This window comes from Nostoc sp. FACHB-892, assembly GCF_014698795.1.
GTDB lineage: Bacteria > Cyanobacteriota > Cyanobacteriia > Cyanobacteriales > Nostocaceae > Nostoc.
This window is the reverse complement of sequence record NZ_JACJTR010000024.1, coordinates 1-24,183: the sequence shown is the minus strand read 5'-3', so window position 1 is coordinate 24,183 and position 24,183 is coordinate 1. Positions and strand designations below refer to the sequence as shown.

22 protein-coding genes are annotated in these 24,183 nt (G+C 43.4%); 12 read left to right on the top strand and 10 right to left on the bottom strand.

Annotated features, from left to right (window positions below; translation table 11 throughout):
* Positions 1-283 precede the first annotated feature (283 nt).
* Positions 284-562, top strand: coding sequence for a hypothetical protein (locus H6G96_RS25875; protein WP_190914837.1), 279 nt, complete (start codon positions 284-286; stop codon positions 560-562).
* A 115-nt stretch (positions 563-677) separates the two neighbouring features.
* On the opposite strand, the gene H6G96_RS40930 is transcribed toward H6G96_RS25875, so the two are convergent.
* Entirely contained in the window at positions 678-821 is a 144-nt protein-coding gene (locus H6G96_RS40930; protein WP_206757675.1) for a hypothetical protein, read from the bottom strand.
* 838 nt (positions 822-1,659) lie between these two features.
* Between H6G96_RS40930 and H6G96_RS25870 the strand changes: the two genes are divergently transcribed.
* The 4 genes from H6G96_RS25870 to H6G96_RS25855 all read left to right on the top strand — a co-directional run bounded on the left by H6G96_RS25870 (position 1,660) and on the right by H6G96_RS25855 (position 6,914).
* Positions 1,660-2,415: a ParA family protein gene (locus tag H6G96_RS25870; protein ID WP_190914835.1), complete on the top strand. Its 756-nt coding sequence runs from the start codon at positions 1,660-1,662 to the stop codon at positions 2,413-2,415.
* A complete protein-coding gene (locus H6G96_RS25865; RefSeq protein ID WP_190914833.1) occupies positions 2,412-3,341 on the top strand; it encodes a ParB/RepB/Spo0J family partition protein in 930 nt (309 codons plus the stop codon). Before H6G96_RS25870 ends, H6G96_RS25865 begins: the two co-directional genes overlap by 4 nt.
* A 190-nt stretch (positions 3,342-3,531) precedes the next feature.
* The gene (locus tag H6G96_RS25860; RefSeq protein WP_190914831.1) at positions 3,532-5,775 is read left to right on the top strand and encodes an ATP-dependent RecD-like DNA helicase; all 2,244 of its coding nucleotides are present in this window, start codon (positions 3,532-3,534) and stop codon (positions 5,773-5,775) included.
* Positions 5,776-5,963: 188 nt separating this feature from the next.
* Complete coding sequence (locus H6G96_RS25855) at positions 5,964-6,914, top strand: RpoD/SigA family RNA polymerase sigma factor (protein WP_190914829.1); 951 nt, start codon at positions 5,964-5,966, stop codon at positions 6,912-6,914.
* A 160-nt stretch (positions 6,915-7,074) separates the two neighbouring features.
* Here the strand turns inward: H6G96_RS25855 and H6G96_RS25850 are convergent, their stop codons facing one another.
* The 9 genes from H6G96_RS25850 to H6G96_RS25815 all read right to left on the bottom strand — a co-directional run bounded on the left by H6G96_RS25850 (position 7,075) and on the right by H6G96_RS25815 (position 14,033).
* The gene (locus tag H6G96_RS25850) at positions 7,075-7,881 is read right to left on the bottom strand and encodes an SDR family NAD(P)-dependent oxidoreductase (protein ID WP_190914827.1); all 807 of its coding nucleotides are present in this window, start codon (positions 7,879-7,881) and stop codon (positions 7,075-7,077) included.
* 124 nt (positions 7,882-8,005) lie between these two features.
* On the bottom strand, positions 8,006-8,131 hold the full coding sequence (locus tag H6G96_RS42455; protein ID WP_277932945.1) for a hypothetical protein: 126 nt from the start codon (positions 8,129-8,131) through the stop codon (positions 8,006-8,008).
* Between the two features lie 245 nt (positions 8,132-8,376).
* On the bottom strand, positions 8,377-10,017 hold the full coding sequence (locus tag H6G96_RS25845) for an iron uptake porin (protein WP_190914825.1): 1,641 nt from the start codon (positions 10,015-10,017) through the stop codon (positions 8,377-8,379).
* Positions 10,018-10,192: 175 nt separating this feature from the next.
* Positions 10,193-10,816 carry an FMN-dependent NADH-azoreductase gene (locus H6G96_RS25840; protein WP_190914823.1) on the bottom strand — a complete coding sequence of 208 codons (624 nt, stop codon included), beginning with the start codon at positions 10,814-10,816 and terminating at the stop codon, positions 10,193-10,195.
* Positions 10,817-10,828: 12 nt separating this feature from the next.
* Entirely contained in the window at positions 10,829-11,260 is a 432-nt protein-coding gene (locus H6G96_RS25835; protein WP_190914821.1) for a hypothetical protein, read from the bottom strand.
* Positions 11,261-11,441: 181 nt separating this feature from the next.
* Complete coding sequence (locus H6G96_RS25830; protein ID WP_190914819.1) at positions 11,442-12,341, bottom strand: AraC family transcriptional regulator; 900 nt, start codon at positions 12,339-12,341, stop codon at positions 11,442-11,444.
* Positions 12,342-12,354: 13 nt separating this feature from the next.
* Positions 12,355-12,807, bottom strand: coding sequence for a cupin domain-containing protein (locus tag H6G96_RS25825; RefSeq protein ID WP_190727755.1), 453 nt, complete (start codon positions 12,805-12,807; stop codon positions 12,355-12,357).
* 16 nt (positions 12,808-12,823) lie between these two features.
* Positions 12,824-13,240, bottom strand: coding sequence for a RidA family protein (locus H6G96_RS25820; RefSeq protein WP_190914817.1), 417 nt, complete (start codon positions 13,238-13,240; stop codon positions 12,824-12,826).
* 70 nt (positions 13,241-13,310) lie between these two features.
* Positions 13,311-14,033 (bottom strand): SDR family oxidoreductase, encoded by a 723-nt coding sequence (locus H6G96_RS25815; protein WP_190914815.1) that lies wholly within the window; start codon positions 14,031-14,033, stop codon positions 13,311-13,313.
* A 105-nt stretch (positions 14,034-14,138) separates the two neighbouring features.
* Between H6G96_RS25815 and H6G96_RS25810 the strand changes: the two genes are divergently transcribed.
* From H6G96_RS25810 to H6G96_RS25780, 7 genes are all read left to right on the top strand, one after another.
* Positions 14,139-14,780, top strand: a complete 642-nt coding sequence (locus tag H6G96_RS25810; RefSeq protein ID WP_190914813.1) for a metalloregulator ArsR/SmtB family transcription factor — start codon at positions 14,139-14,141, stop codon at positions 14,778-14,780.
* Positions 14,781-14,865: 85 nt separating this feature from the next.
* Complete coding sequence (locus tag H6G96_RS25805; protein ID WP_190914811.1) at positions 14,866-15,114, top strand: hypothetical protein; 249 nt, start codon at positions 14,866-14,868, stop codon at positions 15,112-15,114.
* Positions 15,115-15,442: 328 nt separating this feature from the next.
* Positions 15,443-16,060 (top strand): hypothetical protein, encoded by a 618-nt coding sequence (locus H6G96_RS25800; RefSeq protein WP_190914809.1) that lies wholly within the window; start codon positions 15,443-15,445, stop codon positions 16,058-16,060.
* 558 nt (positions 16,061-16,618) lie between these two features.
* Positions 16,619-16,795 (top strand): hypothetical protein, encoded by a 177-nt coding sequence (locus H6G96_RS25795; RefSeq protein ID WP_190914807.1) that lies wholly within the window; start codon positions 16,619-16,621, stop codon positions 16,793-16,795.
* Position 16,796: 1 nt separating this feature from the next.
* Entirely contained in the window at positions 16,797-21,008 is a 4,212-nt protein-coding gene (locus tag H6G96_RS25790; RefSeq protein ID WP_190914804.1) for a DEAD/DEAH box helicase, read from the top strand.
* A gap of 197 nt (positions 21,009-21,205) precedes the next feature.
* Positions 21,206-22,696, top strand: coding sequence for a glutamine synthetase family protein (locus H6G96_RS25785; protein WP_190914802.1), 1,491 nt, complete (start codon positions 21,206-21,208; stop codon positions 22,694-22,696).
* A 259-nt stretch (positions 22,697-22,955) separates the two neighbouring features.
* Positions 22,956-24,161 carry a glutathione S-transferase family protein gene (locus tag H6G96_RS25780; RefSeq protein ID WP_190914800.1) on the top strand — a complete coding sequence of 402 codons (1,206 nt, stop codon included), beginning with the start codon at positions 22,956-22,958 and terminating at the stop codon, positions 24,159-24,161.
* The last annotated feature ends 22 nt before the right edge of the window (positions 24,162-24,183 follow it).

Genomic DNA, 24,183 nt, shown 5'->3' with positions numbered 1-24,183 from the left:
CTTTCTAGATAATAAATTGTAAAAGTTGTTTCTTGACAGGCTCTTAGAGACGCTAAACGCGAACGCCCCGCTGCACTAACGCAATTCGCAATGACGCTCTCTACGAGACGCTAAAAGCGAACACAGACTCGCTACCGCAATTAAAATACGTTGAACTCCAATTGTATAATTTGTGGGTTTCTGAGCTTGGACTAATTCTTGTAATCATTGGTCTACAAGACGCTAATCCAACTCTTGGAGACGCTGCGTGTAGATTGCTTTATGTAAGAGTACGCTATCAGTAGTGAGTTCAAGCCCCAAAGAATTGCGAATTGTTTTGGTCAACTCGGCATTTCGTCCGCTAGTTTCTTTAGAGTTAGGAATTGGCGAAGAGCGAGAAACTCAACTGCAAGAGATATTACCCGACGAAAGAATTTCGACTCAAGAGTACGTTACTCTAGAATATCTCAGGTCAGACTTGCAGGATTTATTAGCTACCTTGAAGCCAAATCAACGTCTTGTCTTAATATTACAGTTTGGGCTGGAGGGCGAGGGGAAGCTAACTGCAAAACAGGTTACATAAATACTCAATCTTAGTCATTCCAAGATACGCTCTGCTCATGGACAGAATATGAAAACTTTACGGCGTGAGCAAGACCAGATTAAAGATTATTTGGCTAGTTGAAAACTATTTATATTCAAGGGAAAGGAATTGCTGCTGTCAAAAGCACTTCTGCTATATTCAGTTGAATCGCCATTGGTTCACAGTTGGGGCAATTAACCTTAATTTGGATGATTGAAGGTTGCCCAATATAATCTTCAACTACAGTTCCATTACACAATAATCCTGCCGAATTAAATAGTTAGAACAATAAATGGGTTCTTATCAGCTTTTGGTGATCAATAGTGGGCTGGTTTAGGCAAAAGGCAGAAGTAAGAAAGAATAAAATTACAGAAAGGACTGTGGTACAAGGGTTACAGAATTTCCACATCACAAGAAAAGTCTTCAGGTTGGATCTGGATCTTTGTCACAACTCCTACGACGACAGGCAAAATATTAAAACCCTTCTGCCTTAAAGTGCGTAACCTTTCATCATCACCAAAAGTTGCCAAGAACCAATAAATGGTACAGTAACGCAACATTAACTATATTATTCAGATGCATGAGGCTACACAGGCAATTGATACTTTTTTGTCCCTTGTGGCTAACCCTCGTAAGTTTAAGATTAATTTTTTGAGTCTGTGTGCGTAGGCGCAGCCCGCCGTAAGCATCGCATCACTCTGGACAAGAAAATAGGGTCGCTAGCTCAGATGACTCTGGATAAAGCTGCTCTTAATCTGCTCGGCTATTCCTACTAGACAGAGCAACTGGCTCCCCTAGATTCTTGAGATAATACCTTGCATCCTTATTAAGTAAGGCTTTTTGCTGATTTTCCAACATAAATTATGAGTAAAATATTTTCTCATTTATAGTCAACACTTAAGATGTACTATGACCCTAAATATACTCTTCGTTAAAATTTACGTTTAGCAAGGAGAAAAATACTAAAGCCGACTTCCTTGATTTCGCTTATTTAAAAATAAAAATATTAGTGGCGAATAACGTTATTCGCTTCTGATAGTCCCTTATATAAATTTCAGGGATTAACAGTAAATCACCGTTTATTCTCAGTAAGAACTATGACTCGAAGAATTATCGCACTGTTCAACCAAGCCGGAGGTGTAGGAAAAAGCACTCTTACAATGAATCTTGGTTATCATTTAGCACAACGAAATAATAAAGTACTACTTGTTGATATGGACCCACAAGGGTCATTGACGATGTTTATGGGTTTAGAGGCATCAGAGTTGGAAGATACAGTTTACAATGCAGTTGTCGATGGTGATGCCTTACCTATCAACAAAAACATTCACGGTATGGATCTTGCACCATCCAATATTGACTTGAGTGGTGCTGAATTGGGACTGGTTATGGCTGATATGCGAGATTTTAAGCTGAAGCAAGCCTTAGAACCAGTAATAAATAACTATGACTTTATTTTGATAGACTGTCCACCTAGTCTAGGAATATTAAGCTATATTAGCTTAGTTGCGGCTACTCATGTCCTAATCCCTATTCAGACACATAACAAAGCACTTCGAGGAACAGAGCTACTATTCCAAACACTTGCTCGTGTTCAAAGGGGAGCAAACCAACAACTTAAAGTTGCTGGTATCATTCCTACCATGTATGATGGCCGCACCGCACAAGGTAATAGAAGCCTTGATTCTGTCCGCCAATTAGGAGCGCAAATCCCTGTTTACGAAACTATTCCTATTGCTATAGCCTTTGCGGATGCCTCTGAAAAACATATGCCTTTGGCACTTTATAGTTCAAGCCATCCAACAGTAAAAGTTTTAGAAAAAATTGCTAAAAGTCTGGATGCTTTACAATGACTAATAAGAAAAGCTCTGAGCCTGCCTATAAAGTAAAGGGTGTTGATTTACTATTTTTACAAAAAAATGAAACACCTTTAGAATCAGTTTTATTATCAGCTATTCATCTACCCTCAAAACAACCTAGACGCTACTTTGATCTTGAGGCAATGGAAGCGCTTACAGCATCAATTAGACAAAAAGGGGTGTTACAACCACTTCTTGTTCGTCCCAAAGGGCAAAATCAATATGAACTCGTTGCAGGTGAACGACGTTATCGCGCTGCCAAAGAAGCTAGGTTGGAAACAGTTCCCGTCATCATAAAGGATTTTTCCGACGAAGAAACTTTTGAAATTGCTCTTGTGGAAAATCTCCAACGAGAGGATTTAAACCCTCTTGAGGAAACAGAAGGTATTTTAGACTTATTATCCTTAAAACTTAATCAGTCAAGAGAAGCAGTTATTTCACTGTTTCATGTAGTCTCTCACCCTGAGCGAGAGTCGGCGAATAACGTTATTCACAGCGATGAGTGGAAGGTAGTTTTGGACGTTTTTAACATCATAGGAAAATTTACTCCTAACAGTTTTCGTACTAATCGCTTACCATTACTCAATCTTCCAAAAGATATTTTGGAATATCTTCGCCAAGGAAAAATAGAATATACAAAAGCAAGAGAAATAGCCCGAATTAAAAACAATAGCCAGAGGGAAGAACTGTTAACAGTAGCAATTACTGAAAAGTTATCTTTGAATCAAATTAAGGAGCGTATTGCCAGCATAAAGACAGCCGTCACTAAAACAACGTCTGAAAAAAGTGCATTGTACCAAAGCCGTCTCAAGGCTATATCTACAAAAGCCAAAAAGACTAAAGTATGGGATGACTCTAAAAAAACACAGAAGTTTGACAAGCTCCTCGCAGAAATAGAAAAGCTTCTTGCAGAAGAATAGGTAGCAAGGCATAACCGATATTCACTCCTCCAACCATGTACTCCTAGTTCTGACTCCTGACTCCTGATAGAGGTATTCTTTGAAAATGAGTTTTCGATGAGACTACTACTGGATGTTTAATTTAGTACTTGTGTACTATAATAACTCCACTCCCAGTATTATAATGATGTGCGGCATCTGATGATAAGCAATGTCCACTCCTCCTAATCTTTCCCCTCAACAAGTAAGCGCCTTTCCTCAACACGAAACAATCACTGGAGTTGTAGAACGTTTAACTTTTTACTCTGCTGAATCGGGTTACACAGTGGCAAGGCTGACTCGCCCGCGTAGCACCGAACTCACAACAATTGTTGGCAGCTTTGCTAATATCCAGCCAGGGCAGACTTTACAGCTAACTGGGTTCTGGCGTGACCATCCACAATTTGGGCCACAGTTCCAAGTAGTCAACTACAAAGAAACCAAACCAGCTACTCTCACTGGAATTGAGAAATATTTGGGCAGTGGGCTGATTAAAGGTGTTGGACCAGTCACAGCAAGACGGATTGTTGCCCACTTCGGGCTAGAAACCCTGGACATCATCGAAAACCAGATTGAACGGCTGATTGAAGTCCAGGGTATTGCCAAAAAGCGGATTAAGTTAATTAAAAATGCCTGGGAGACACAGAAGGCCATAAAAGAAGTAATGGTATTTTTGCAAGGGCACGGTGTTTCAACAACATACGCGGTCAAAATTTACAAGCAATATAAGGATGAAGCGATCGCTACAGTTACCAAGAACCCCTACCAGCTAGCAGCCGACATCTACGGTATTGGTTTTCTGACTGCCGATAAAATTGCACGGAATATCGGAATTGCCCCTGACTCAGAATTTCGTTACTGTGCGGGGATTATCCATTGCCTAAGTGAAGCTGCCGAAGATGGCCACTGTTACCTGCCACAAAGCGAATTGATTGAGTCGGTAATCAAACTGCTGACTACCGAATCTCATCAGCCCACAGAAGAAGCGGTCGCGAGCATTATTAAAGACATGGCTCTAGCAGACGAACTGATTAGAGAGCAGGATGAAGAGAAAACATTACTTTGTTACAAGCCGACTTACTTTCATACAGAACAGAATTTAGCTCAACTGATCCGCCAACGCTTAGGAAAGCCTGTTGGTACTGACATTGAGCGTGTGCGTGATTGGATTGAGCGTTTTACCACTAGCCGTAAAATTCAGCTTTCAGAACAGCAACGCTTGGCAGTAGAAACAGCAGCTTATTCTAAAATCACGATTTTGACTGGTGGCCCTGGCGTTGGAAAGACTTTCACTACCCACACTATTGTCTCACTTTGGAAAGCAATGGGTAAATCTATTGCCCTAGCTGCACCCACTGGGCGGGCTGCTCAACGGTTGGGTGAAATGACTGGGCTGGAAGCAAAAACCATACACCGATTGTTGGAATTTGACCCCCGCTCAAGGGGTTTCAAGCGCGATAGCGAAAATCCTTTACCCCACACGGCAATTATCGCTGATGAAGCATCGATGCTTGATTTGTTTTTGGCTTACTCCTTAGTTAAAGCAGTGTTAGCTGGCGCTCTACTGTTATTGGTAGGTGATGTTGACCAGTTACCATCTGTAGGGCCAGGTCAAATACTCGCTGACCTGATCAATTCTGGGCGAGTTCCGGTGGTGCGGTTGACCCAGGTATTTCGCCAAGCCCAACAGAGCGCAATCATCTCTGTTGCTCACCAAATCAACCGGGGCCAGTACCCAACAATCGAGCCAATTTCTGACAATCCCATGTCCGACTGTATTTGGCATGGCGGCGGACATCAGCCCGAACATGGTGTACAGGCAATCTGCGAATTGATTACCGATTTGATTCCCCGCTTAGGTTTTAATCCTGCCACTGATGTCCAAGTGCTTTGCCCGATGACACGGGGAGTAATCGGGACTCGTAACCTGAACACAGTATTGCAGCAGTTGATCAACCCACCCAGCCCCAGCAAGGTAGAGATTAACAGAGGTGGGAATTTGTTACGCGAGGGCGATCGCATTATCCAGTTGACCAACGACTACAACCGCGAAGTCTTCAACGGCGACTTGGGAATAATCCTCACCATTGATACTGTCGAGCAGGAAGTTATAGTACTGTATGGTGAGCGGACTGTGGTTTACGATTACGCTGACCTGAATGAAATTGCCCTTGCCTGGAGCATTTCTATTCATAAAAGCCAAGGCTCAGAATATCCGGTGATAGTTCTGCCAATCTATATGCAGCACTATATGATGTTGACCCGGAACCTGTTTTACACCGGGCTGACCCGTGCCAAGAAGTTAGCGATTGTTGTAGGAGCAAAAAAAGCGATATCTCTGGCGGTGCGCTCTACTGATGACCAACGGCGATACACAAGGTTACAGCAGAGGTTACTTCAGGCAGGACTGCATTGATATGCCTTGGCTATTAAATAATTCGTAATTAAGTTTTGTGATGGGGATTTAGACCCCGACCCAAAACTTGCTTATTTTTTGAACTGCGGGATTTAAACCCACGGTACTCGGTTAAAAATAGAAAATTTTAATGAGCTATTTGATTTATACTTTTAAATCCCCTGGTTTAAAAAAGTCGAAAAGTTTGTATGTCCAGCCTGAGTTCCGACATGGTTCGCATCTATTTGCAAGAAATTGGTCAGTATCCTTTATTAAAGCCAGAGGAAGAAATCGCTTATGCAAGACTTGTACAAGAAATGATTGTCATTGAGCAATCTAAAAATGAACTAACTCAACAGCTAGACCGCGAACCAACAATGACAGAATTAGCCAACGCTGTTGAAAAAACTGAAACACAAATCCGAGCAGCGCTACACCTTGGTCAAAGAGCTAAACAGAAAATGGTGACAGCTAACTTGCGATTGGTAGTATCTGTTGCCAAGAAATACCAGAACCGCAATTTGGAATTTCTTGATTTGATCCAAGAAGGAGCGATCGGTTTACAACGGGGTATAGAAAAATTTGATCCCAACCGGGGCTATAAGCTATCAACTTACGCCTACTGGTGGATTAGTCAAGCTATAACCAGAGCAATTGCAGAACAATCCCGCACTATTAGATTACCTGTTCACCTGACTGAAATACTTAATAAAATTAAAAAAGTGCAGCGAGAAAGCTTTCAAAAACTCGGTCGTCATGCCACTGCTGAGGAAGTTGCATCAGCATTAAACATAAGCACAGATAAACTTCGAGAATATCTCACCGCTTCTCGCACAGCCATCTCTTTAAATAAACAAGTTGGAGACGAGAAAGAGACAGAATTGGGCGAAATTCTAGCAGACGTTGGGGCTTCACCAGAAAAACTGCTCACCCAAGAACTTCTATCGCAAGATGTCGCTAAATTTTTAGAACCATTGACACCTATACAGCGTCAAGTGTTGACTTTAAGTTTTGGGCTAGAAAATGATCAGCATTTCAATCTCGCTCAGATTGGCCAACAGCTAAACCTCAGCCGAGAGCGGATTCGTCAAATCCAGGTCAAGGCAATAAATATTCTCCGCCATCGACAAAACGCCATGCAAGAGTATTTATTTGATTAAACCATCATGTAAAAATAAGTTGTACAAATTTAATTTGAAATAAGCTGTTAGCCTTACTTTCCAATTAAAAGTGTTCAAGTTATTTTTGCGTGACTCCTACGCTGCCACCAATAATCTCAATTGTTTCCCAAAAGACCATCTCGAAATATAAGCCCAATCTTTAAAACGCAACATCCGTAGCAATCTCCTGCCAGCGAGTAGCCAAATCCTCCGCAGTAGAACTTTCAACAGCGGCAAGGTTTAATGGATAGTCCACGTTGTCTCGCTCGATCCAGCGCACGGCTTTGAATTGACCATTGCTTGCCCTTAATATAAATCCAGACTCTCGGCATTCACCAGAAGCTAGATATAACACTCCGGGGGCTACTTGCTCGGGTCGCAAATCAAGAGGCTTATCTTGTACGTTCCACATCCGCGTTTTGGCAACTGGCGAAATCGCATTCACGAGAATTCCATGCTCTTTGCCTTCAACCGCAAGCACATTCATCAGACCTATCTGTGCCATTTTTCCCATAGCATAAGGGGCGAGACCACTGAGTGCATATTGCTGATAGATAGCTCTATCCGAAGTTGTAAGCACAATCCGTCCGTAGTTTTGCTGTTTCATAATCGGAAAGACGGCTTGAGCCAGCCATGTTGGTGCCTCTAAATTAATGCTGATGGCGCGCTGTAGAAAATCAGGCGTTAGTTCTTGCACTGACTGATAGGTGACCCATCCGGCATTGTGGATCAAGATGTCGAGACGACCAAACTTCAAAAGCGTAGTTTCCACTAGACTTTGGCAGTTATCTCTACTATCAAGGATTACGTTGCTCGGAAATGCAACTCCACCCGCTTCTCGAATCCTGCTTGCAGCATCAGCCGCCACGTTCGGATCGAATCCGGTTCCATCTTTGTTAACGCCTGCGTCATGCACAACGACACACGCTCCTCTTTCCGCAAGCAGGCGGGCATAGGCTGCCCCCAAACCTCCCCGCTTCCAGTAATAATTGCTACATGATTATCGAGTCGAATCACTTAACTTTCTCCTGACTTAAATTCTGCTTCTTAGCGGGTTTATGCAGCGTCTAATAACTAGCGAGCGAGTTTAGCTACCAGACTCGAATTAATGTTAGGCGGCGTACCACTAGGCTGTTGACTTTGGCTATTTTTTGGGGAATTACCGAAAAATTATTTGTGCTGGTTTTTGCTTGTGTGAAAGCGCCCGCAACAGCCATCTTACACCAAAATAAAAAGCACAATTTCTGCATGAAGTCTTGTGGGCTAAAGAGTACAGAGTCAACAGCCTAGATTGTTACTGCTATAAGAATTCTTCGGATTGGCGCTGCTCTCGTTGCGAGCGCCCTTGCCTACACCCAGGTGAAAAGCCACCAGAATAGATATAAGAGAGTTGTCTAAACAATTGCTAATTGGTAATACTCGCGCTACGAAGAAACTTGTTTCTTCGCTAAATAGAGGTTTGTTAGAAGGAGAAGACGGTGCGGAGTGTACCTGTCAGGATTGTGCTATTGACGCTTTGATTAGCTGGATTTGTAATCACTTGAAATACAGGTGTGACACGGATATTGTCATTAATTGGAAAATTGTAGAAAGCCTCGAAATTCGTTTGCGTCAAATCTCCTATTTCACTTGTGATAAACGGCTGACCTACAGCTATGCCTGCCAGAGCATTTTCAACGAATAGATCAGGAAAAGCGACACCCCCCATCCAATAGCTAGGCTTTAAATCACCAAAGGCAGTATCAGCGTAGCTACCGTAACCGTAGCGTCCAAAAACAGCAAAACGGTCTGAAAGGGTCAATTCCAAGTTTGCTCCAAAGACATCAAACTTCCCTCCTAAAATACTACCGCCCGTATATTGCAAGCGTAGCGCAAACATTCTAGAAGGAGCGTATTCTAACTCAATGATTCCTTGATAAGGATCGCCAAACAGCCCTCCTTCTCCTCGTCCGTTGGGATAAAGAATGTATCCCAGTGGGAAAATACCAGGAACTGGAGAAGAACTCTCTATTCTGGAGCGACTGGCAGATGCCGCCACATAAGCAGCTCGCACCGTAAATGCGCCTTCATTTGGATTCCACCTGACAGCAGCACCCGCTCCTAGCCCTTGAACTGGAAAAAGAATATAGTTATTTACCAATGCTTGCGTAGAGAAGTCTAGAAAACTGACATTTGCATAGCGGTTGATGTCTACATAGTCAGTCAGACTGATGACTGGACCCAGGGAAAGCGTTAAATCCTCGGATGGAGAAAAGGTATAATTCAGACGGGACACGCCAAACTCTTCAACGGGCGGTTTGGCTGAATAGTCTAAAACGCTGCCAAGACTGGGTTCTAATAATCCTGCTGCATTGTCGTCTGCCCCATTGCTGCCAATTTCTAGCCAGAGTTCTAGTGCATCTGTTCCATTAAAACTTGTAGTCAAGTCTAGGGTAGCTCGGTAAAGGAATGTAGGATTTGGATCTATTGTCGCAATTTCTCTACCTGTGACATCAACAATGTGATCGCCACTATAGTCTCCCCCAGTGACTCCAAACACAACTATTCCTGACAATGTGGTGGTTGTCGAGAACTTGTTAGCTTCCAACTCAGCAGTTCGGGCTGCCAATCCATGTACACGTTCTTGTAATGTGTTTAGTTCACCAGAAAACTCTTCTTGAAGTTGTTGTAATGTCTCTAAATCATCACGAGATATTCGTGAACCAGTTCCTTGAGCAATTTGTTCGCTGATTTGTTTAAGTGTTACGTTCAATGCTACTGCAAATTCGTAACGAGTCATTGCTTGCTCGCCCCGAAAAGTTTGGTCTGGATAGCTTGTAAGAATGTGATATCGAGCGATCAAAGATTGAAGCATCTGAAATGCCCAATGTGTAGGTTGAACATCATCTAATTGATTTACTGAAGTCACTTGTCCTTGTAGCATTGCGCCTGATTTTTGGGGAATACTTTCAGGAATTAGCTGGGTAATTGAAGTTGGAGTAACAGGAGAAAGTTTTTCCTCAACAGTCTCGGCTAAGGTAGGAGTTGCATGATTTAGGATGACGAAGCTCAAAAGACTCAAACAACCCATTATATGGAAATTTGCAAACCAATAATTTTGCATACTTCAGCAGTAGATTTTAGAAGGATTAGCGTTTACGTCCAAGCGTGAGTGCTGCTAAAAGCAACGAGCAACACAAAATATCCCGGCGGCATTAGCTAAATGATGTTGCGATTCATAATCATTGAAAAGATAGAGAGCAAGACATTACAGGCAATACAGAACTTAGTCGCTCGATTCAGATGCAGGTAGTAGATTGCCAGGTTTCTACAACTTGTTGGATGGCTTCATGAGCAGTTGCGATCGCTCTTTTTCGTTCGTCAACCCCCATTGCTAGATTTTCGGCATGGATAAACGTGACATCAGCTACACCAATAAAGTCAAACACTGCCCGCAAGTAAGGCTCTTGAAAATCGAGTGGTTCGCCTGCATAACTTCCGCCTCGTGTTGTAATTACCAGCGCTTTTTTATCGTTCAACAGTCCTTCGTAACCATTAGCACCCACCACAAACGTCCGTCTGACTCTCACAATCTGATCGATGTATGCTTTGAAACTGGCAGGTACACTGTAGTTGTACATAGGAATGCCAAAGATATAGAGGTTTGCCGCCAGCAGTTCAGCAATCAATTCATCGGAAATCATCAAGGCAGATTCTAATGCTGGAGTGAGTTGAGCCGGGGGGCAAAACGCAGCAGTAATCCAGGCTTCATCGATCACGGGTACTGGATAACGTCCTAAATCGCGATAGATGACAGGAACATCTGGATGCATTTGTTTCCACAAGGTCACAAATTGCTGGGTTAAGGAGCGTGAGATAGAGCGCTCGCCGCGTGGGCTAGAATCAAGGTGCAAAAGTTTCATGGATTAATCCTCTTAAAACCTGTTTGTAGAGTCAAAAGAACAATTACATGCCGTTCCAGCGATCGCTACTCCTGCCAGCACCAGCCCTAAATGACCGAGCCACGCTCCATATATGAAGCTAAAATAGCCAGCTACCAGCAGGACAGCATCGATCTGAAGTGATCGGCGTGCCTCTAGCCGACGGGCAAAAGGTTGAAACATAACCCCCGCGATCGTAATGATGAACAACATCAAACCTGCCCAGTTCGGTAGACCATATCTTGCTAACTGAGTAGGTAAAATTACACCGACAATTCCTGCCAAAGACCATGCCAATGCGATCGCCGAAATGCCACTACCAAAACCTGCCATCTTTGCATAAGTACCATATAGGGGAATTTGCAAATTCGTTGCGTGAGTGATGAGGAAAATGGCTATTGCCGCAATGAACTGGGGCCGTTTCATTGTGAAACTCCTGAAAGACAAGTTGTATCCGTCAAAAAACCTTGGTTTGGATTAAATATGCGATAGTTCCAGCAAACTTCAGGCGGTGTAGCTGCACTTTATAAAGAACAATCTTGATAAACTAACTTTACAAAACCGTCTTAATGCCGTCTTGCACGTTCTTGAGTTTTTGGACACATTCTTACTGACTTTTGAGAAATGCTTTGGGACTTACGCCCACCAATCGTTTGAAGTGGCGGCTGAGGTGGCTTTGATGGGTGAAGCCAAGACTGTAAGCAACTTCTGCGATCGTCAAATTACTTTGTCGCAGTAACTGCTTGGCGCGATCAACTCTGCACTGAATCACATACTGATGTGGTGCTAATCCGGTCGAATGTTTGAATAACATTGAAAAATAACTCGGACTCATTTGCACAATGGCTGCCAGTTCGGCAAGCGCTAAGTCCTGCTCAAGGTGCTGATGAATGAAATCAATCACCTGCTGCAATTGTCTTTTGGCTAAACCACTCTGAGGTCTAGAGATGGATCTTTGGGCTGAGTAGTGCCGCAATAAATGAGTCATCAGAGCAGCCGTTAGCGAATTAATATAGAGACGACTGCCAACTCCGCTAGACTCAAGCTCTGACTTGAGCGCGAAGCCAAGACTGTAAATCAAGGGGTCAGGTTTGCTGAAACTGGGGACAAGCTCGACATCAGTAGCAGTCGTCAGATCGAAGGTATGATGTGCAAACGTCTTCGCCTCAAAACTGAGAGTAATAAATTCGTATTCAGTGTTCCAATAAGCCGAATTGAGGACATCAGCTGGCACAACCGTCACATCGCCATGTCCAAATTGCCGCTTTTGAAAGCGATGCTCGATCATCTCTTCAACCATTGGTGGCGATGGACTGCGATCGTGAATGATAATGCGATGTTGGCTGGAATAATTTTCTGCCAACTGATGCGGTGGATGGCGATGATATTGCAGTTGGATGCCGTCCCATCCTGCTTTGTCACTGGAGACTAATGGTGCTTCCGGGTAAAGCTTCAGCACATCATCCTGCTGAACAAAGTCAACAACTAAGATATCTGAAGCTACCATTGCTTGACTCCTTTTATGGAACTGGATACTGATCAAATTGCTGCATCAGATGTAGTAGCTCAGTTTGGCTGGGTTGCCGCCCGTTTTCGGTTAACCGGGCTAACCCCTCAAAGTACTGCTCCCGTGAGTCGGCAGGACAAAAGAGGATCAGTAAAGTCGATCTCACTGTTCCAGGATTAGAGAACCCATGTGGCGTATTTTCTGGCACGAGCATCATTGCGCCCGGTGCAGCCATAATTGTTTGCCGATCCAACAGCAACTCCACTTCTCCCTCCACCACATAGAATATCTCGGTTAATTGCTTGTGGATGTGTGGACTGGCTCCTTTCGTTCCTGGTTCCATAACAAATTCAAACAAGCCAAAGTGTCCATTTGTATTCTCCCCAGTCACTTTGAATGTGCAGGTACTGGTGCCGAGTTTAACGGACTTTCCTTCACCGGGTTGCAGAACAATCGGTAACGACATCAGAAGCTCCTTTGGATTAAGAATTGGGAATTGCAGCAACCGCGTCTATTTCAAACAATAGCCCCTCGACTGCTAATCTCGGTACAGGAATCAAAGTACTGGTGGGTTTGCGATCGCCCGACCACATCTCATTCCGTGCGGCTGAGATCAATTGCTGTTTTTCGGCATCGTGATCAACTGAGAGCACTGTAATTTTCACAACGTCTTCTGGGGTTGCCCCAACCGCTGCTAATGCTGCACGAAGGTTAGCAAATGCCTGTTTCAACTGAGTTGCAAAGTCAGCCGCAACCAGATTGCCCGTCTCATCCATGCCCAATTGACCTGCGATATAGACAAGAGTGGTGTTAGCGGGAACCGTTACAACATGGGTGAAACCGTAATCAGATGGATTGAAGAATCCAGGGGGATTGAGGTGCTGAATTTGTTGAACCATGATTTGACTCTTAAATCAATTTTGTTGAAAGTTGCCAGTGCAGAGATCAACCCAGTGGAGACATAATTGCTCAGGCATAGCGATCGGACATCGCCGGAATATCAATCTCTTTCACACAGGAGACGCGCGATAGTTGACGCAAACAGCGCATTAAGAGAACCAAATCCTGCATTGGAATTTGCCTGCTGTCGTAGGTTTGGATTGCTGCCTCTGCCCCAGCTTCATAGGCGATTTCTGCCGCAATACTACCTGGGTTGAGCGAAGTCACTGGAATACGATGCTCTCGTAAACATTCCCGCAGGGCATGAACCACACCCCGCAGACCAAATTTAGATGCGGTATTCGCCACTTCCGGTGCGCCAGAGTTATCTAAACCCGAAAGCGAACTCATATAGACAACACGGGGATTGCTTGAACGTTTAAGATTTGGCAACAACCGATGAGTACAGAGAATCGCAGCCAGCAGATTCACTTGGATAATTTGTTCCATCTCCTCTAGAGTGGATTGTTCAAAGGAATAGGTTGGCTCAAACGCATTCTTCTCCCAAATCCCGGCGTTGTAGAACAGAAAGTCAACCGCGCGATCGCCAATTGCCTCAGCCACCTTGATCGCAGCAGTTTGAGGAACCGACAAGTCTGCCCAAATCCAAACTTTAGACACTTGATCGGCGCGATCAAGGCTAGGAGGGCGAGTTCTGGAAATGAGAAACACAGTATCGCCTGCATCTGGCAACCCAACGCTGAAGCCTAAGCCAACGCCGCGACTAGCTCCAAAGATCACAATATTTGCCATTACTGCACCAACTTCAGAAGTTGCGACTTTATAAAGAAAAACCTTTAGTAAGAATCATAAGTGCTTAACTTGACTTTGTAAAGCTTTTTCTTTAATTTGTTAAGTATGAAAGCAGAATCAACCAGCGTTCGGACTCGACGGGCGATCATCCAATATCTCAAACAGGAAGGAGCAGCGGATGCGGAAACGCTCGCCTCCCACTTAAACATCACCGCAATGGCAGTGCGGCAGCATATCTACGCTTTGCAAAAAGAAGGATTGGTGACGTACCAGAAAGAAGCACGTCCGATGGGACGGCCTGCCAAGTTATGGGAGTTAACGCCTGCTGCTGATCATTTCTTCCCTGATCGCTACGCTGAGTTAACATTGTGTCTGATTAATTCAATGAAAGAGGCATTTGGTGAAGAGGGATTTGATCGGCTATTGGAAGTTAGAACTCGCGAACAAATTCAAGCGTATCGAGCGATCATGCCTCGGCTTGCTCCACTTCAACAGCAGCTAGAAGCGTTAGCAGAGCGGCGAACCGAGGAAGGCTACATGGCAGAGGTCACGGCTCAAGCCGATGGCACTTTTCTCCTTGCTGAAAAGCATTGCCCTATTTGTACGGTGGCGACTGCTTGTACCGGGCTTTGTCGCATGGAGTTAGAAATCTTTCAAGCGGTTTTAGGTAACGATGTGAGCATTGAACGAATTGAACACATTTTGGCAGGCGATAGACGTTGTGTATACCTGGTTATCAGTGCTTAAAAAGAACTGAACAATAAAAAATTCAATTCTGACTCCTGACTTCTGAATTCTCTATTATTAAGAAGTAAGGCCATTTTATTAGCCGATGCCCAGCAAAACTATTGAAGTCCGAGAGTACACCGTCAGAGCACATAAGCGGGAAATTCATACCCGCGTTTTTAACTTCGTATGTAAGCAGTGCGAACAGCCCACACAACGAGAAACCTTTGGAGTTCGACCGCTCTACTGTGAAACATGCCGTCCACCACAAGCACCTAAGAAATCAGTAGTCCCTCTCAAGAAGAGAAAACCCAGAGCTATGACTTACAAGAGTGGTAAAGACATAGCGGGATGATTTGTTGTCTCAAGGTTTTGAGTGAGCGCACGAAAGTGAGTGAAGCAGTGCGCTCATTCGCCTAACCAAACTCAAACTGGTAAAAAGTAACTCTAATGTTTAGGAATCATTCAGGAGGTGCAAACTGTTTTTTGCAGGGGGAGTCAAGAGAAAATTCTATGTCTTATGTTTGCTAAGTTCGTCAAATAATTACTTTAATTTATGGTTTTGACAATTAAGAGTATTTGATTTTATTATTTAGTCGCAATATGTTGAAGATGTATCTACGGTTTTCGCATTCAAAGCAAATTTTCACCAAGAAATGATGCTTTCACAAAAGAAGAAACTTATGAAACCTGGGAAAATTATTTTAATCGTCTTGCTGTTTGTGATCACTATAGGGCTAGCTCAACCTTCATGGGCAGATAGAATTTCTGAAGATAGCCCTGACTATCCAAAAGTTGTTCAAACACTTAATAGTCTGATTCAAGTTAGGAAAAACCCAGAACAAATGGGATATACCACAGAAGAGCTACAGCAGAAAATCGCTGCTTTAGAATTGCAAAAACAGACTATGGAGACTTCAGAAGATTGGGCTAGATGTCGCAATGAAACGGGGAAACCATTAGCTATCTATGCTCGGAAACCTGAAAACTCAACTTTAAACTCTCTTTACTATCTCGGTAATGGCGAAACTACAGATGAAGACTGGGATTGTGACGCTATTTACCTGCCAAATGATGCGAAAGTTGCTGGGCTAAAACTGCCAATCGGAGAGCCAGCAATTCTAAAAATTATAGATGGGACTCAATTAGTTGCTAAAACTAATCCTAACACCCAAGAACTTGAGTTCATTGCTCCAACTGCACTGATTGAAGTACTCAAAGCCCAGCAACTCAATTGGCAAATTCCTAATTTAGCTTCATCTGATATTGATGTACAAAGTCCCAATGCTCCAATCGATTGAGAGTCAGAAATCTGAATCGATAACCAGACAAAACAGTAGCAATTAAAACATTGAAGACTTCGGCGACAAGACTATTAGTCCGCCGATTTTTTTCGGTTAAAGAAGAATGCTACATCTTTATCTTGCCATCAGCAACTTACTCAAGCGATCGCATGGCACTTTTATGAAGGCAAGTTTTCCCGAACGCCTCACTTAAGGCGTGGACATCTCCAATTTTGACGGAGCAACAAAAAGTGTCGCTTCTGGGCTTGAGCGATTCTTCGAGAACACCACAGGCATCGCAGAACTTTTTGGTGTACTGAGTGTATCTTAAGTTCCCAAGGATGTGATAGCATACCTTCAACAATTTTAGATAGCATAGCGATCAGCCAGATTGGGGAATAGGAGAAGCTCAAGTCGATATTTTCCTCCATGAAGGATTAATTGATGATGCAATAAAAACAGTAGAGAAAGATACTTACTATGATTCCAAACTGGTTCATCGAGTCATGAATGTAGCAGTTTCCCATCGTGCAGATTGGGTAATTGATAACGCAAAGCAGACGGGCAGAACCAATTATGGAACAAGGGAAAGCTGACCGTTATGACGCTGCGGTTAATTGGCTCAAAAAAGTCAAAGCTGCGTATCTACAACTAGGACAAAAAACTGAATGGTCTGCTTATCGCTCACAACTAGAAGCGGCTCATGGACGTAAAGGTAAATTAATGGAATTATTTAAAGAACTGAATAAATAATATGACTATCTTTGAACCTAATTCCACAATCCAACAAGCACTACTCACAAAGAAATATTTCGAGTTACACCCTTCATTACAAAAAATTATCCAGTTATTTTCGGTAATTTATGCACCGATAGACAAAAATTCCTTCGTAAGTTGTATTAGTAAAACTGGCGCTTTAGATGAAAACAATAAGCCTTGGGGTACTAAAACCCTTAGCCCCCAAATTGATAAATTGTTAAAAGCAGGCTTGTTAATACAGGAGAACAGGCAAGGTGCTGAATGTCATCCGTTACTTACAGAGATTGCTACTCGTCATGCTGTACAAACCGGACAGTTTGAAATCCTGGTGACAGCAGTAGAGGAGAAGCTACCAATACGGACTCACTGGAACAGAGATTCTCGGATATTCTCCAGTCTGCGCCAGTGCATCAGAGAAATCCGCATTGGTATTTATCGTCAAGACCTTAGTTTTATTAATCAGCAAATTGAAGATTACCAGAAGTACAGTGATAGCGAAGAAAAAATAGTAATAGAAAATATTTTTGAACAGATATACAATAATCCATTTGATGCAGATTGGTTTAAGACCCTTCCACTTGGATTATATGAAAGTGGCATATCAAGTATCCTCTTCAATTCAGCCTTAAAATTATCTGCTTCTGAAGATACGTTGACGCTGCTAGAAGAAGAATGCTCTAACAGTGGAAAAAATTGCTCAGATTATCTACATCTAATTTTGACAGAACAACTGTTGTTACAAGGTTGTACCCAAGAAGCACAAGAAAGTCTGGAGCGTGTATCAAATGAATATCAAAATAACGCTGCTATCTTTTGGGGTTGGTTAAGTTTTCTGCGAGATGAAAATGAACAAGCGATAAAATATTATACAGATGCCCTGAAAGCGATCAAAAAGGCTACAGGCAAACGGCAAATATATTTCAATACAATAGGGGGTTTATTTTTTATCCTCGCATTGTTAAAAGATGGTTCAGTGCAACGCCTCAAAGAAGCAGAGGAATATAGCAGTTTGATGTCCCGTCAAGGGGATCATTGGCTCAGGTTCACTTATGGCAGACTGAACATGGTACTGCAAGTTCACCTTGGTGATATTACCCAAAAACAATTTGTAGTCAGCGGTCATATTTCTTCCGTAGAAGAAGAAAATAGCTTACAAACATTGTTTTGTTCACTATGCCTTTACTGGATGGATGCAGAAAGTGCTAAAAAACGCTTACCTAATTTACTAGAACCACTATATCGGCGCTCGCTTGCCTCTGGTTATCACTGGTTGGCAATGGAAAGTGCAGAACTTCTATCCCGGCTAAAACCTAGTAGTAACTATAATCAACTTGCTCCCGCACTGCGAGAAGATAGCAATATTCAAACCATCGTAGACTTAATTCGACCCCAAGAAGCTTGGGAAATGTGCCTCAATGCCTTGGCAAATCTCCAATCAAGACCACAAACATCCCTAAAACCAGAATCGGAGCTGCGTTTAGCATGGTTCATAACCTTCTATCCCAGCAGATGTGTCTTGCAACCACGAGAACAAAAAGTTAATGCCAAAGGAGAATGGAGTAAAGGTCGCCCCATAGCCCTTAAGCGTCTAAGCAGTGCATTATCTGAGTTTGATTACATCACCCCCCAGGATATGCGGGTATGTAGTTGTATTGAAGCATATAGTGATGGCTATTACGGCAAAGTTGATTATACCTTCGGTGAAAAAGCTATCTCTGCTTTAATTGGACACCCGTTGGTTTTTTGGGAAGATACACCCACTATCCGTGTAGAAATTGTCAAAGGAGAACCAGAACTACTGGTTAAAAGAGGGAAACAAGATCGTCTCACCTTAGAATTTTCTCCCAAATTACCAGAATCACAAAATATTCTGCATATTAAAGAAACTCCAACTCGGATCAAAGTCATTGAAATTACTACCGAACACAGACGCATTGCGGAGATTATTGGTAAAGATAACAAATTAAATGTACCTGCCTTCGCCGAGAAGCAAGTTTTGGCAGCAATTAATGCCGTCTCTGGCATCGTTACCGTACATTCTGATATTGGTGGCGGACTCGAAGGTACAGAAGAAGTACCTGCCCAGACTCTACCCCATATTCACCTTTTACCTGCCAATACCGGCTTGAAAGTCGCGCTTTTGTCGCGCCCCTTTGCCCAAGGTGGCCCCTACTACCGTCCTGGTACAGGTGGTGAAACTGTAATTGCCGAGATTGACGGGAAACGTCTGCAAACTAGACGAAATCTACCCCAAGAGAAACAGCTTGCTAAAGCTGCCATAAAAGCCTGTCCTACCTTGACGCGAACTGAAGAACAAGATGGTGAATGGGTTATAGCTGACCCAGAGGACTGTTTAGAATTGCTGCTAGAACTGCAAACGCTGGGAAATAACGTAGTCATAGAATGGCCACAAGGAGAAAAACTGCGTGTTAGCCACAATGCCGATTTGAAAGACTTTAATTTATCAATTCAACGTCAGCAAGACTGGTTCGCAGCAACTGGGGAGTTGAAATTGAATAACGACCTCGTGCTAGATATGCAGCAACTACTAGAACTATTGGAAAAAACCCCCAGCCGATTTATCCCCCTTGGTGATGGTCAATTTTTGGCTTTAACTCAAGCTTTTCGGAAACGCCTCGACGAATTGCGGATATTTTCGGAAAAGCATAGTAAAGGTATTCGTTTTCACCCCTTGGCAACATTAGGGTTAGAGGATTTTGTCGATCAGGTAGGTAAGGTAAAAGCAGATAAACACTGGAAAACACATAGAGAGCGTCTCCAGGAGGTAAAAAACCTCCAGCCGGAACTGCCATCTACGCTGCAAGCAGAACTACGTGACTACCAAATGGAGGGTTTTTGTTGGCTAGCGCGTCTGGCACATTGGGGTGTGGGCGCTTGTTTAGCAGACCAAATGGGACTCGGTAAGACCTTGCAGGCATTAGCTGTCATCCTCAGAAACGCCCATGAAGGGCCAACCCTAATAATTGCGCCGACTTCCGTGTGCATGAATTGGGTGAGTGAAGCGCAGAAGTTTGCCCCAACTCTGAATATTATTCAATTTTCTGGTGCCAACCGCCAAAAATTATTAGATGGGTTACAACCATTGGATATGTTGGTATGTAGTTATGGCTTATTACAGCAAGAAGAAGTAGCGCAAATGCTTTCTGGTGTACAGTGGCAAACAATTGTTCTGGATGAAGCGCAGGCGATTAAAAATATGACCACTAAACGTTCTCAGGCAGCCATGAACCTAAAATCTAATTTTAAGTTGCTGACTACTGGGACTCCGATTGAAAATCACCTGGGTGAGTTATGGAATTTATTCCGCTTTATTAATCCTGGGTTATTGGGTTCTTTTGAAAGCTTCAATCAACGCTTTGCTACCCCCATTGAAAAATATCAGGATAAACTTGCACGTAATAAACTCAAAAAACTGATTCAACCATTTCTGTTGCGGCGGACAAAAAATCAAGTATTAGAAGAGTTGCCATCTCGTACCGAAATTCTGTTGCATGTAGAGTTAAGTCGAGAGGAAAAGGCATTCTATGAAGCGTTGCGCCGTCAGGCCATATCTAAACTTACCGAAACTGATGCCGAAGCAGGAAAGAAACATTTGCAAGTTTTGGCTGAGATTATGAAACTGCGTCGCGCTTGCTGTAATCCTAGTTTGGTTATGCCTGATACTAAATTACCCAGTTCTAAGTTGCAACTTTTTGGTGAGGTGCTGGGTGAACTGCTGGAAAATCGTCATAAGGCGTTGGTGTTTAGTCAGTTTGTTGACCATTTGCACATTATTAGAGATTATTTGGAGCAGCAAGGTATTAATTATCAATATTTAGATGGCAGTACTTCAGTGGCAGAGCGGAAAAAACGGGTGGATGCATTTCAAGCTGGTTCAGGAGATGTATTTCTGATTAGTCTCAAGGCAGGCGGTACAGGACTGAATCTAACTGCTGCTGATTATGTGATTCATACAGATCCTTGGTGGAATCCCGCAGTGGAAGACCAAGCCTCAGACCGCGCCCATCGCATTGGGCAACAACGCCCTGTTACCATTTATCGTCTAGTAGCAAAGGATACTATAGAAGAAAAGATTGTGCAATTGCATCAGCACAAGCGAGACTTGGCAGACAGCTTATTGGAAGGTGCTGATATCAGTGGCAAGATTTCAACGGAAGTCTTATTACAATTGATTAGTGAAGGTTAAGCTGCTGTCCTTAGCAAGAAAGGCAGCTATCTATGCAAGGAATACTGCCCTCTGCCTTTCTTGATCATTTTTAATAAAAAACTCGGATATTAAAAGTGAAGCATAAACTATTCGCGGTTATCACCAAAAATGGAAGCGCCTGATCTGCTAATTTCAAACTAACCGCACAGACAGTTGAATATGATTAGGCAATCTAAATGAAAAGACTTGGATTTATTGAGCGTCATCACCTGTGGACAGAAATTCAAAAAGAAGCATCTGAAAATATCAAAGCTGTTGTCAAAGAACGGGATCTATTGTTAATTCGTACCGCTTGGGCAGATCAGCATGGCATTGTTCGCAGTAAATCGCTCTTACCCCAGGCATTTTTAAGCACCTTAGAAAACGGTATGCAAATCAGTACAGGGACATTCCTGTTTGATACTGGTGGTGCAATAGTATTTAACCCCTTCGTTCCGGGCGGTAGCTTAGATATGTCTCAGATGACAGGTGCGCCAAATCTTGTGGCTGTTCCTGACCCTGATACGTTCAAAATTGTGCCTTGGGCAAAACGCACAGGCTTTATCCTTTGTGACGAGTACTTTCAGAATGGTCAGGTAATGCCCTTTTCCAGTCGCAGTATTTTGCGGCAATCATTGGTAGAGTTACATCAAAGAGGGTTGGAGCATATTGTCGGCTTAGAAGTTGAGTGGTATCTGGCAAAGCTGTTAGATCCGATGTTAGCGATGGCTGATGTTGGGACTTCTGGAAAACCAGGTGAACCGGCATTAGTTAGCGCTGTAGAGCATAGCTTCCAATACCTTTTAGAATCCCACAATCCAGAGATTCACGACCTGTTGGGCGTTCTAGCAGAAAACTTAGTTGAAATGGGATTGCCTTTAAGGAGTGTAGAAAACGAAGGAGGTGTCGGTCAATTTGAATTTACCTTTGACCCAATTCCGGCGTTGCTTGCTGCGGACACGATGATGATATTCCGAATGGCGACCAAGCAAATCTGCCGTCAACAAGGTTACATCGCATCATTTATGTGTCGTCCAGGGCTGCAAGGTTCTTCTTCTAATGGCTGGCATTTGCACCAATCCCTTGTAGACCGAACCACAGGCGAGAACGCTTTCATGTCTGGAAACTCTAAAATTTTGATGTCAGATTTAGGTAAACACTTCGTTGGTGGTCTTCTTAAACACGCCAATCCTGCTTCTGTGTTCACAACCCCGACAATTAACGGCTACAAAAGATTTAGGCCTTATTCCCTAGCTCCTGACCATGCCGGATGGGGATTAGAAAACCGAGGAGCAATGATTAGATTACAAGGCGGTTATGATGACCCCACTACCCACATTGAAAACCGAGTTGGAGAACCAGCAGCCAATCCCTATCTCTACATGGCATCGCAATTGATTTCTGGGTTAGATGGTGTAGATCATAAAGTTGACCCTGGTTCCCCAACAGAGTCACCTTACGCTACAGAAAGTCCGACCTTACCCAAAAGTTTGCCAGAGGCGATTTTATATTTAAGCCAAAGCGAACTTTTTTCTCAAAAAATGGGGCAGCAGTTCATAAACTTCATCATTAAGATGAAAGAAAGTGAAATTAATCGCTTTTTGCAGTCCGTCGCCGATCAGCAACCAGAAAACTATTTATTACAGGTGACTAACTGGGAGCAAAGAGAATATTTTGAATTATTTTGAAGTAAATAATTCTTGGGAATGTCGCGCTGCAATCGCATCTCGCTGTTGTATGAGTGAACAGCGCGATTGCATTTTATTGGTGAGTTGCTAAATGGCTCAAATCTTTGTATGTTAGGCATTTACCGCGATGTCGTTAGCTGCTATTTGTCCAATATGTTTTCCAAATGGGCGAACCTATCGGTAAAATTATGCCTTGGTGTAACTGAAAATATTGTAGAGTATAGAGTTGTCCTAAGCATTGCCCTACGCAACTCCCCCTATGACTACCGCATCCTTAAGCTGGGAAGAACTAGAAACCCTCACGGATTATCAAATAGATACCGTTAATGGTTTTACCAACGCTAGAGCCAGGTTGCGCTTGTTTGGTCAGCCGGAATCTGATGTGCGGGTAACGCTGTACCGTGATAACCACGCCTGGTGTCCTTACTGTCAAAAAGTTTGGTTATGGCTAGAGGAAAAACAGATCCCCTATCGAATCGAAAAAGTAACAATGTTCTGCTATGGGGAGAAAGAAAGTTGGTACAAACGTAAGGTACCATCAGGAATGCTCCCTGCGATCGAGCTAGATGGACGGATTATTAAGGAAAGCGATGACATTTTGATCGCTTTGGAAAGGGTTTTTGCTCCATTGAACCAAGGCATGGAAGACCCCACGGTGCTAACTCTGCGTCAATTAGAACGACTTTTATTTAGAGCCTGGTGCGTTTGGCTGTGCTCTAAAGCCGGTTCCTCTCAACAAGAACAACGCAACCAAGAACAATTTATTGGAGTGGTGGCTAGGGTCGAGGAGGCTCTGGGTAACACCCCAAGCCCTTACTTTCTAGATAGCTTTGGCATCGTCGATGTCATTTTTACGCCATATCTCGAACGGATGAATGCAAGCCTTTACTACTACAAGGGCTATTCCCTGCGTTCGGAAAACCCCCGCTTGAGTGCATGGTTTGCGGCAATGGAAAGCCGACCGACCTACTGCGGAACCCAGAGTGACTTTCACACCCACGTACATGATTTGCCGCCTCAAATGGGGGGCTGTTGGGAAAACGGCGAACCCCAGATGCTTCTCAATAAAGCGCGGGTGGATAACGGCCCCTGGTTCGGGCTACCGGATGTTACTTATCCAGAACCCGAAAACTCCCGCATGGAAGCTCTTCAACGAACTATCAAGCACCGCATCAACATTATCCGAGTCAACCCCTTAGATGAGAAATTGTTTGATCAAGCCCTACGTTGTACTTTAACACACATGATGACAGGTGAAGACTGTGTACCTCCATCGGGTTCTGATGTCGCTCTGCGATATTTGCGCGATCGCATTAATGTACCACGAGATATGTCTATCTACGCAGCCAAGCGATTGAGAGAATCCCTGGAAAAAACCGCAGCCCTTGCGGGTGATGGGCAGCCAGCCCCCATTCCCACTCAGCATCGACGAGATCAAGACCCGTCTAACTTTGTCATCAAGTAGAATTTAGGCACCCGTATTAACA

Excerpts from the sequence above, each read along its gene's own strand:
- H6G96_RS25870 (WP_190914835.1), top strand. The coding sequence starts at position 1,660 with ATGACTCGAAGAATTATCGCACTGTTCAACCAAGCCGGAGGTGTAGGA.
- H6G96_RS25865 (WP_190914833.1), top strand. The coding sequence starts at position 2,412 with ATGACTAATAAGAAAAGCTCTGAGCCTGCCTATAAAGTAAAGGGTGTT.
- H6G96_RS25860 (WP_190914831.1), top strand. The coding sequence starts at position 3,532 with ATGTCCACTCCTCCTAATCTTTCCCCTCAACAAGTAAGCGCCTTTCCT.
- H6G96_RS25855 (WP_190914829.1), top strand. The coding sequence starts at position 5,964 with ATGTCCAGCCTGAGTTCCGACATGGTTCGCATCTATTTGCAAGAAATT.
- H6G96_RS42455 (WP_277932945.1), bottom strand. The coding sequence starts at position 8,131 with ATGGCTGTTGCGGGCGCTTTCACACAAGCAAAAACCAGCACAAATAAT.
- H6G96_RS25845 (WP_190914825.1), bottom strand. The coding sequence starts at position 10,017 with ATGCAAAATTATTGGTTTGCAAATTTCCATATAATGGGTTGTTTGAGT.
- H6G96_RS25840 (WP_190914823.1), bottom strand. The coding sequence starts at position 10,816 with ATGAAACTTTTGCACCTTGATTCTAGCCCACGCGGCGAGCGCTCTATC.
- H6G96_RS25835 (WP_190914821.1), bottom strand. The coding sequence starts at position 11,260 with ATGAAACGGCCCCAGTTCATTGCGGCAATAGCCATTTTCCTCATCACT.
- H6G96_RS25830 (WP_190914819.1), bottom strand. The coding sequence starts at position 12,341 with ATGGTAGCTTCAGATATCTTAGTTGTTGACTTTGTTCAGCAGGATGAT.
- H6G96_RS25825 (WP_190727755.1), bottom strand. The coding sequence starts at position 12,807 with ATGTCGTTACCGATTGTTCTGCAACCCGGTGAAGGAAAGTCCGTTAAA.
- H6G96_RS25820 (WP_190914817.1), bottom strand. The coding sequence starts at position 13,240 with ATGGTTCAACAAATTCAGCACCTCAATCCCCCTGGATTCTTCAATCCA.
- H6G96_RS25815 (WP_190914815.1), bottom strand. The coding sequence starts at position 14,033 with ATGGCAAATATTGTGATCTTTGGAGCTAGTCGCGGCGTTGGCTTAGGC.
- H6G96_RS25810 (WP_190914813.1), top strand. The coding sequence starts at position 14,139 with ATGAAAGCAGAATCAACCAGCGTTCGGACTCGACGGGCGATCATCCAA.
- H6G96_RS25805 (WP_190914811.1), top strand. The coding sequence starts at position 14,866 with ATGCCCAGCAAAACTATTGAAGTCCGAGAGTACACCGTCAGAGCACAT.
- H6G96_RS25800 (WP_190914809.1), top strand. The coding sequence starts at position 15,443 with ATGAAACCTGGGAAAATTATTTTAATCGTCTTGCTGTTTGTGATCACT.
- H6G96_RS25795 (WP_190914807.1), top strand. The coding sequence starts at position 16,619 with ATGGAACAAGGGAAAGCTGACCGTTATGACGCTGCGGTTAATTGGCTC.
- H6G96_RS25790 (WP_190914804.1), top strand. The coding sequence starts at position 16,797 with ATGACTATCTTTGAACCTAATTCCACAATCCAACAAGCACTACTCACA.
- H6G96_RS25785 (WP_190914802.1), top strand. The coding sequence starts at position 21,206 with ATGAAAAGACTTGGATTTATTGAGCGTCATCACCTGTGGACAGAAATT.
- H6G96_RS25780 (WP_190914800.1), top strand. The coding sequence starts at position 22,956 with ATGACTACCGCATCCTTAAGCTGGGAAGAACTAGAAACCCTCACGGAT.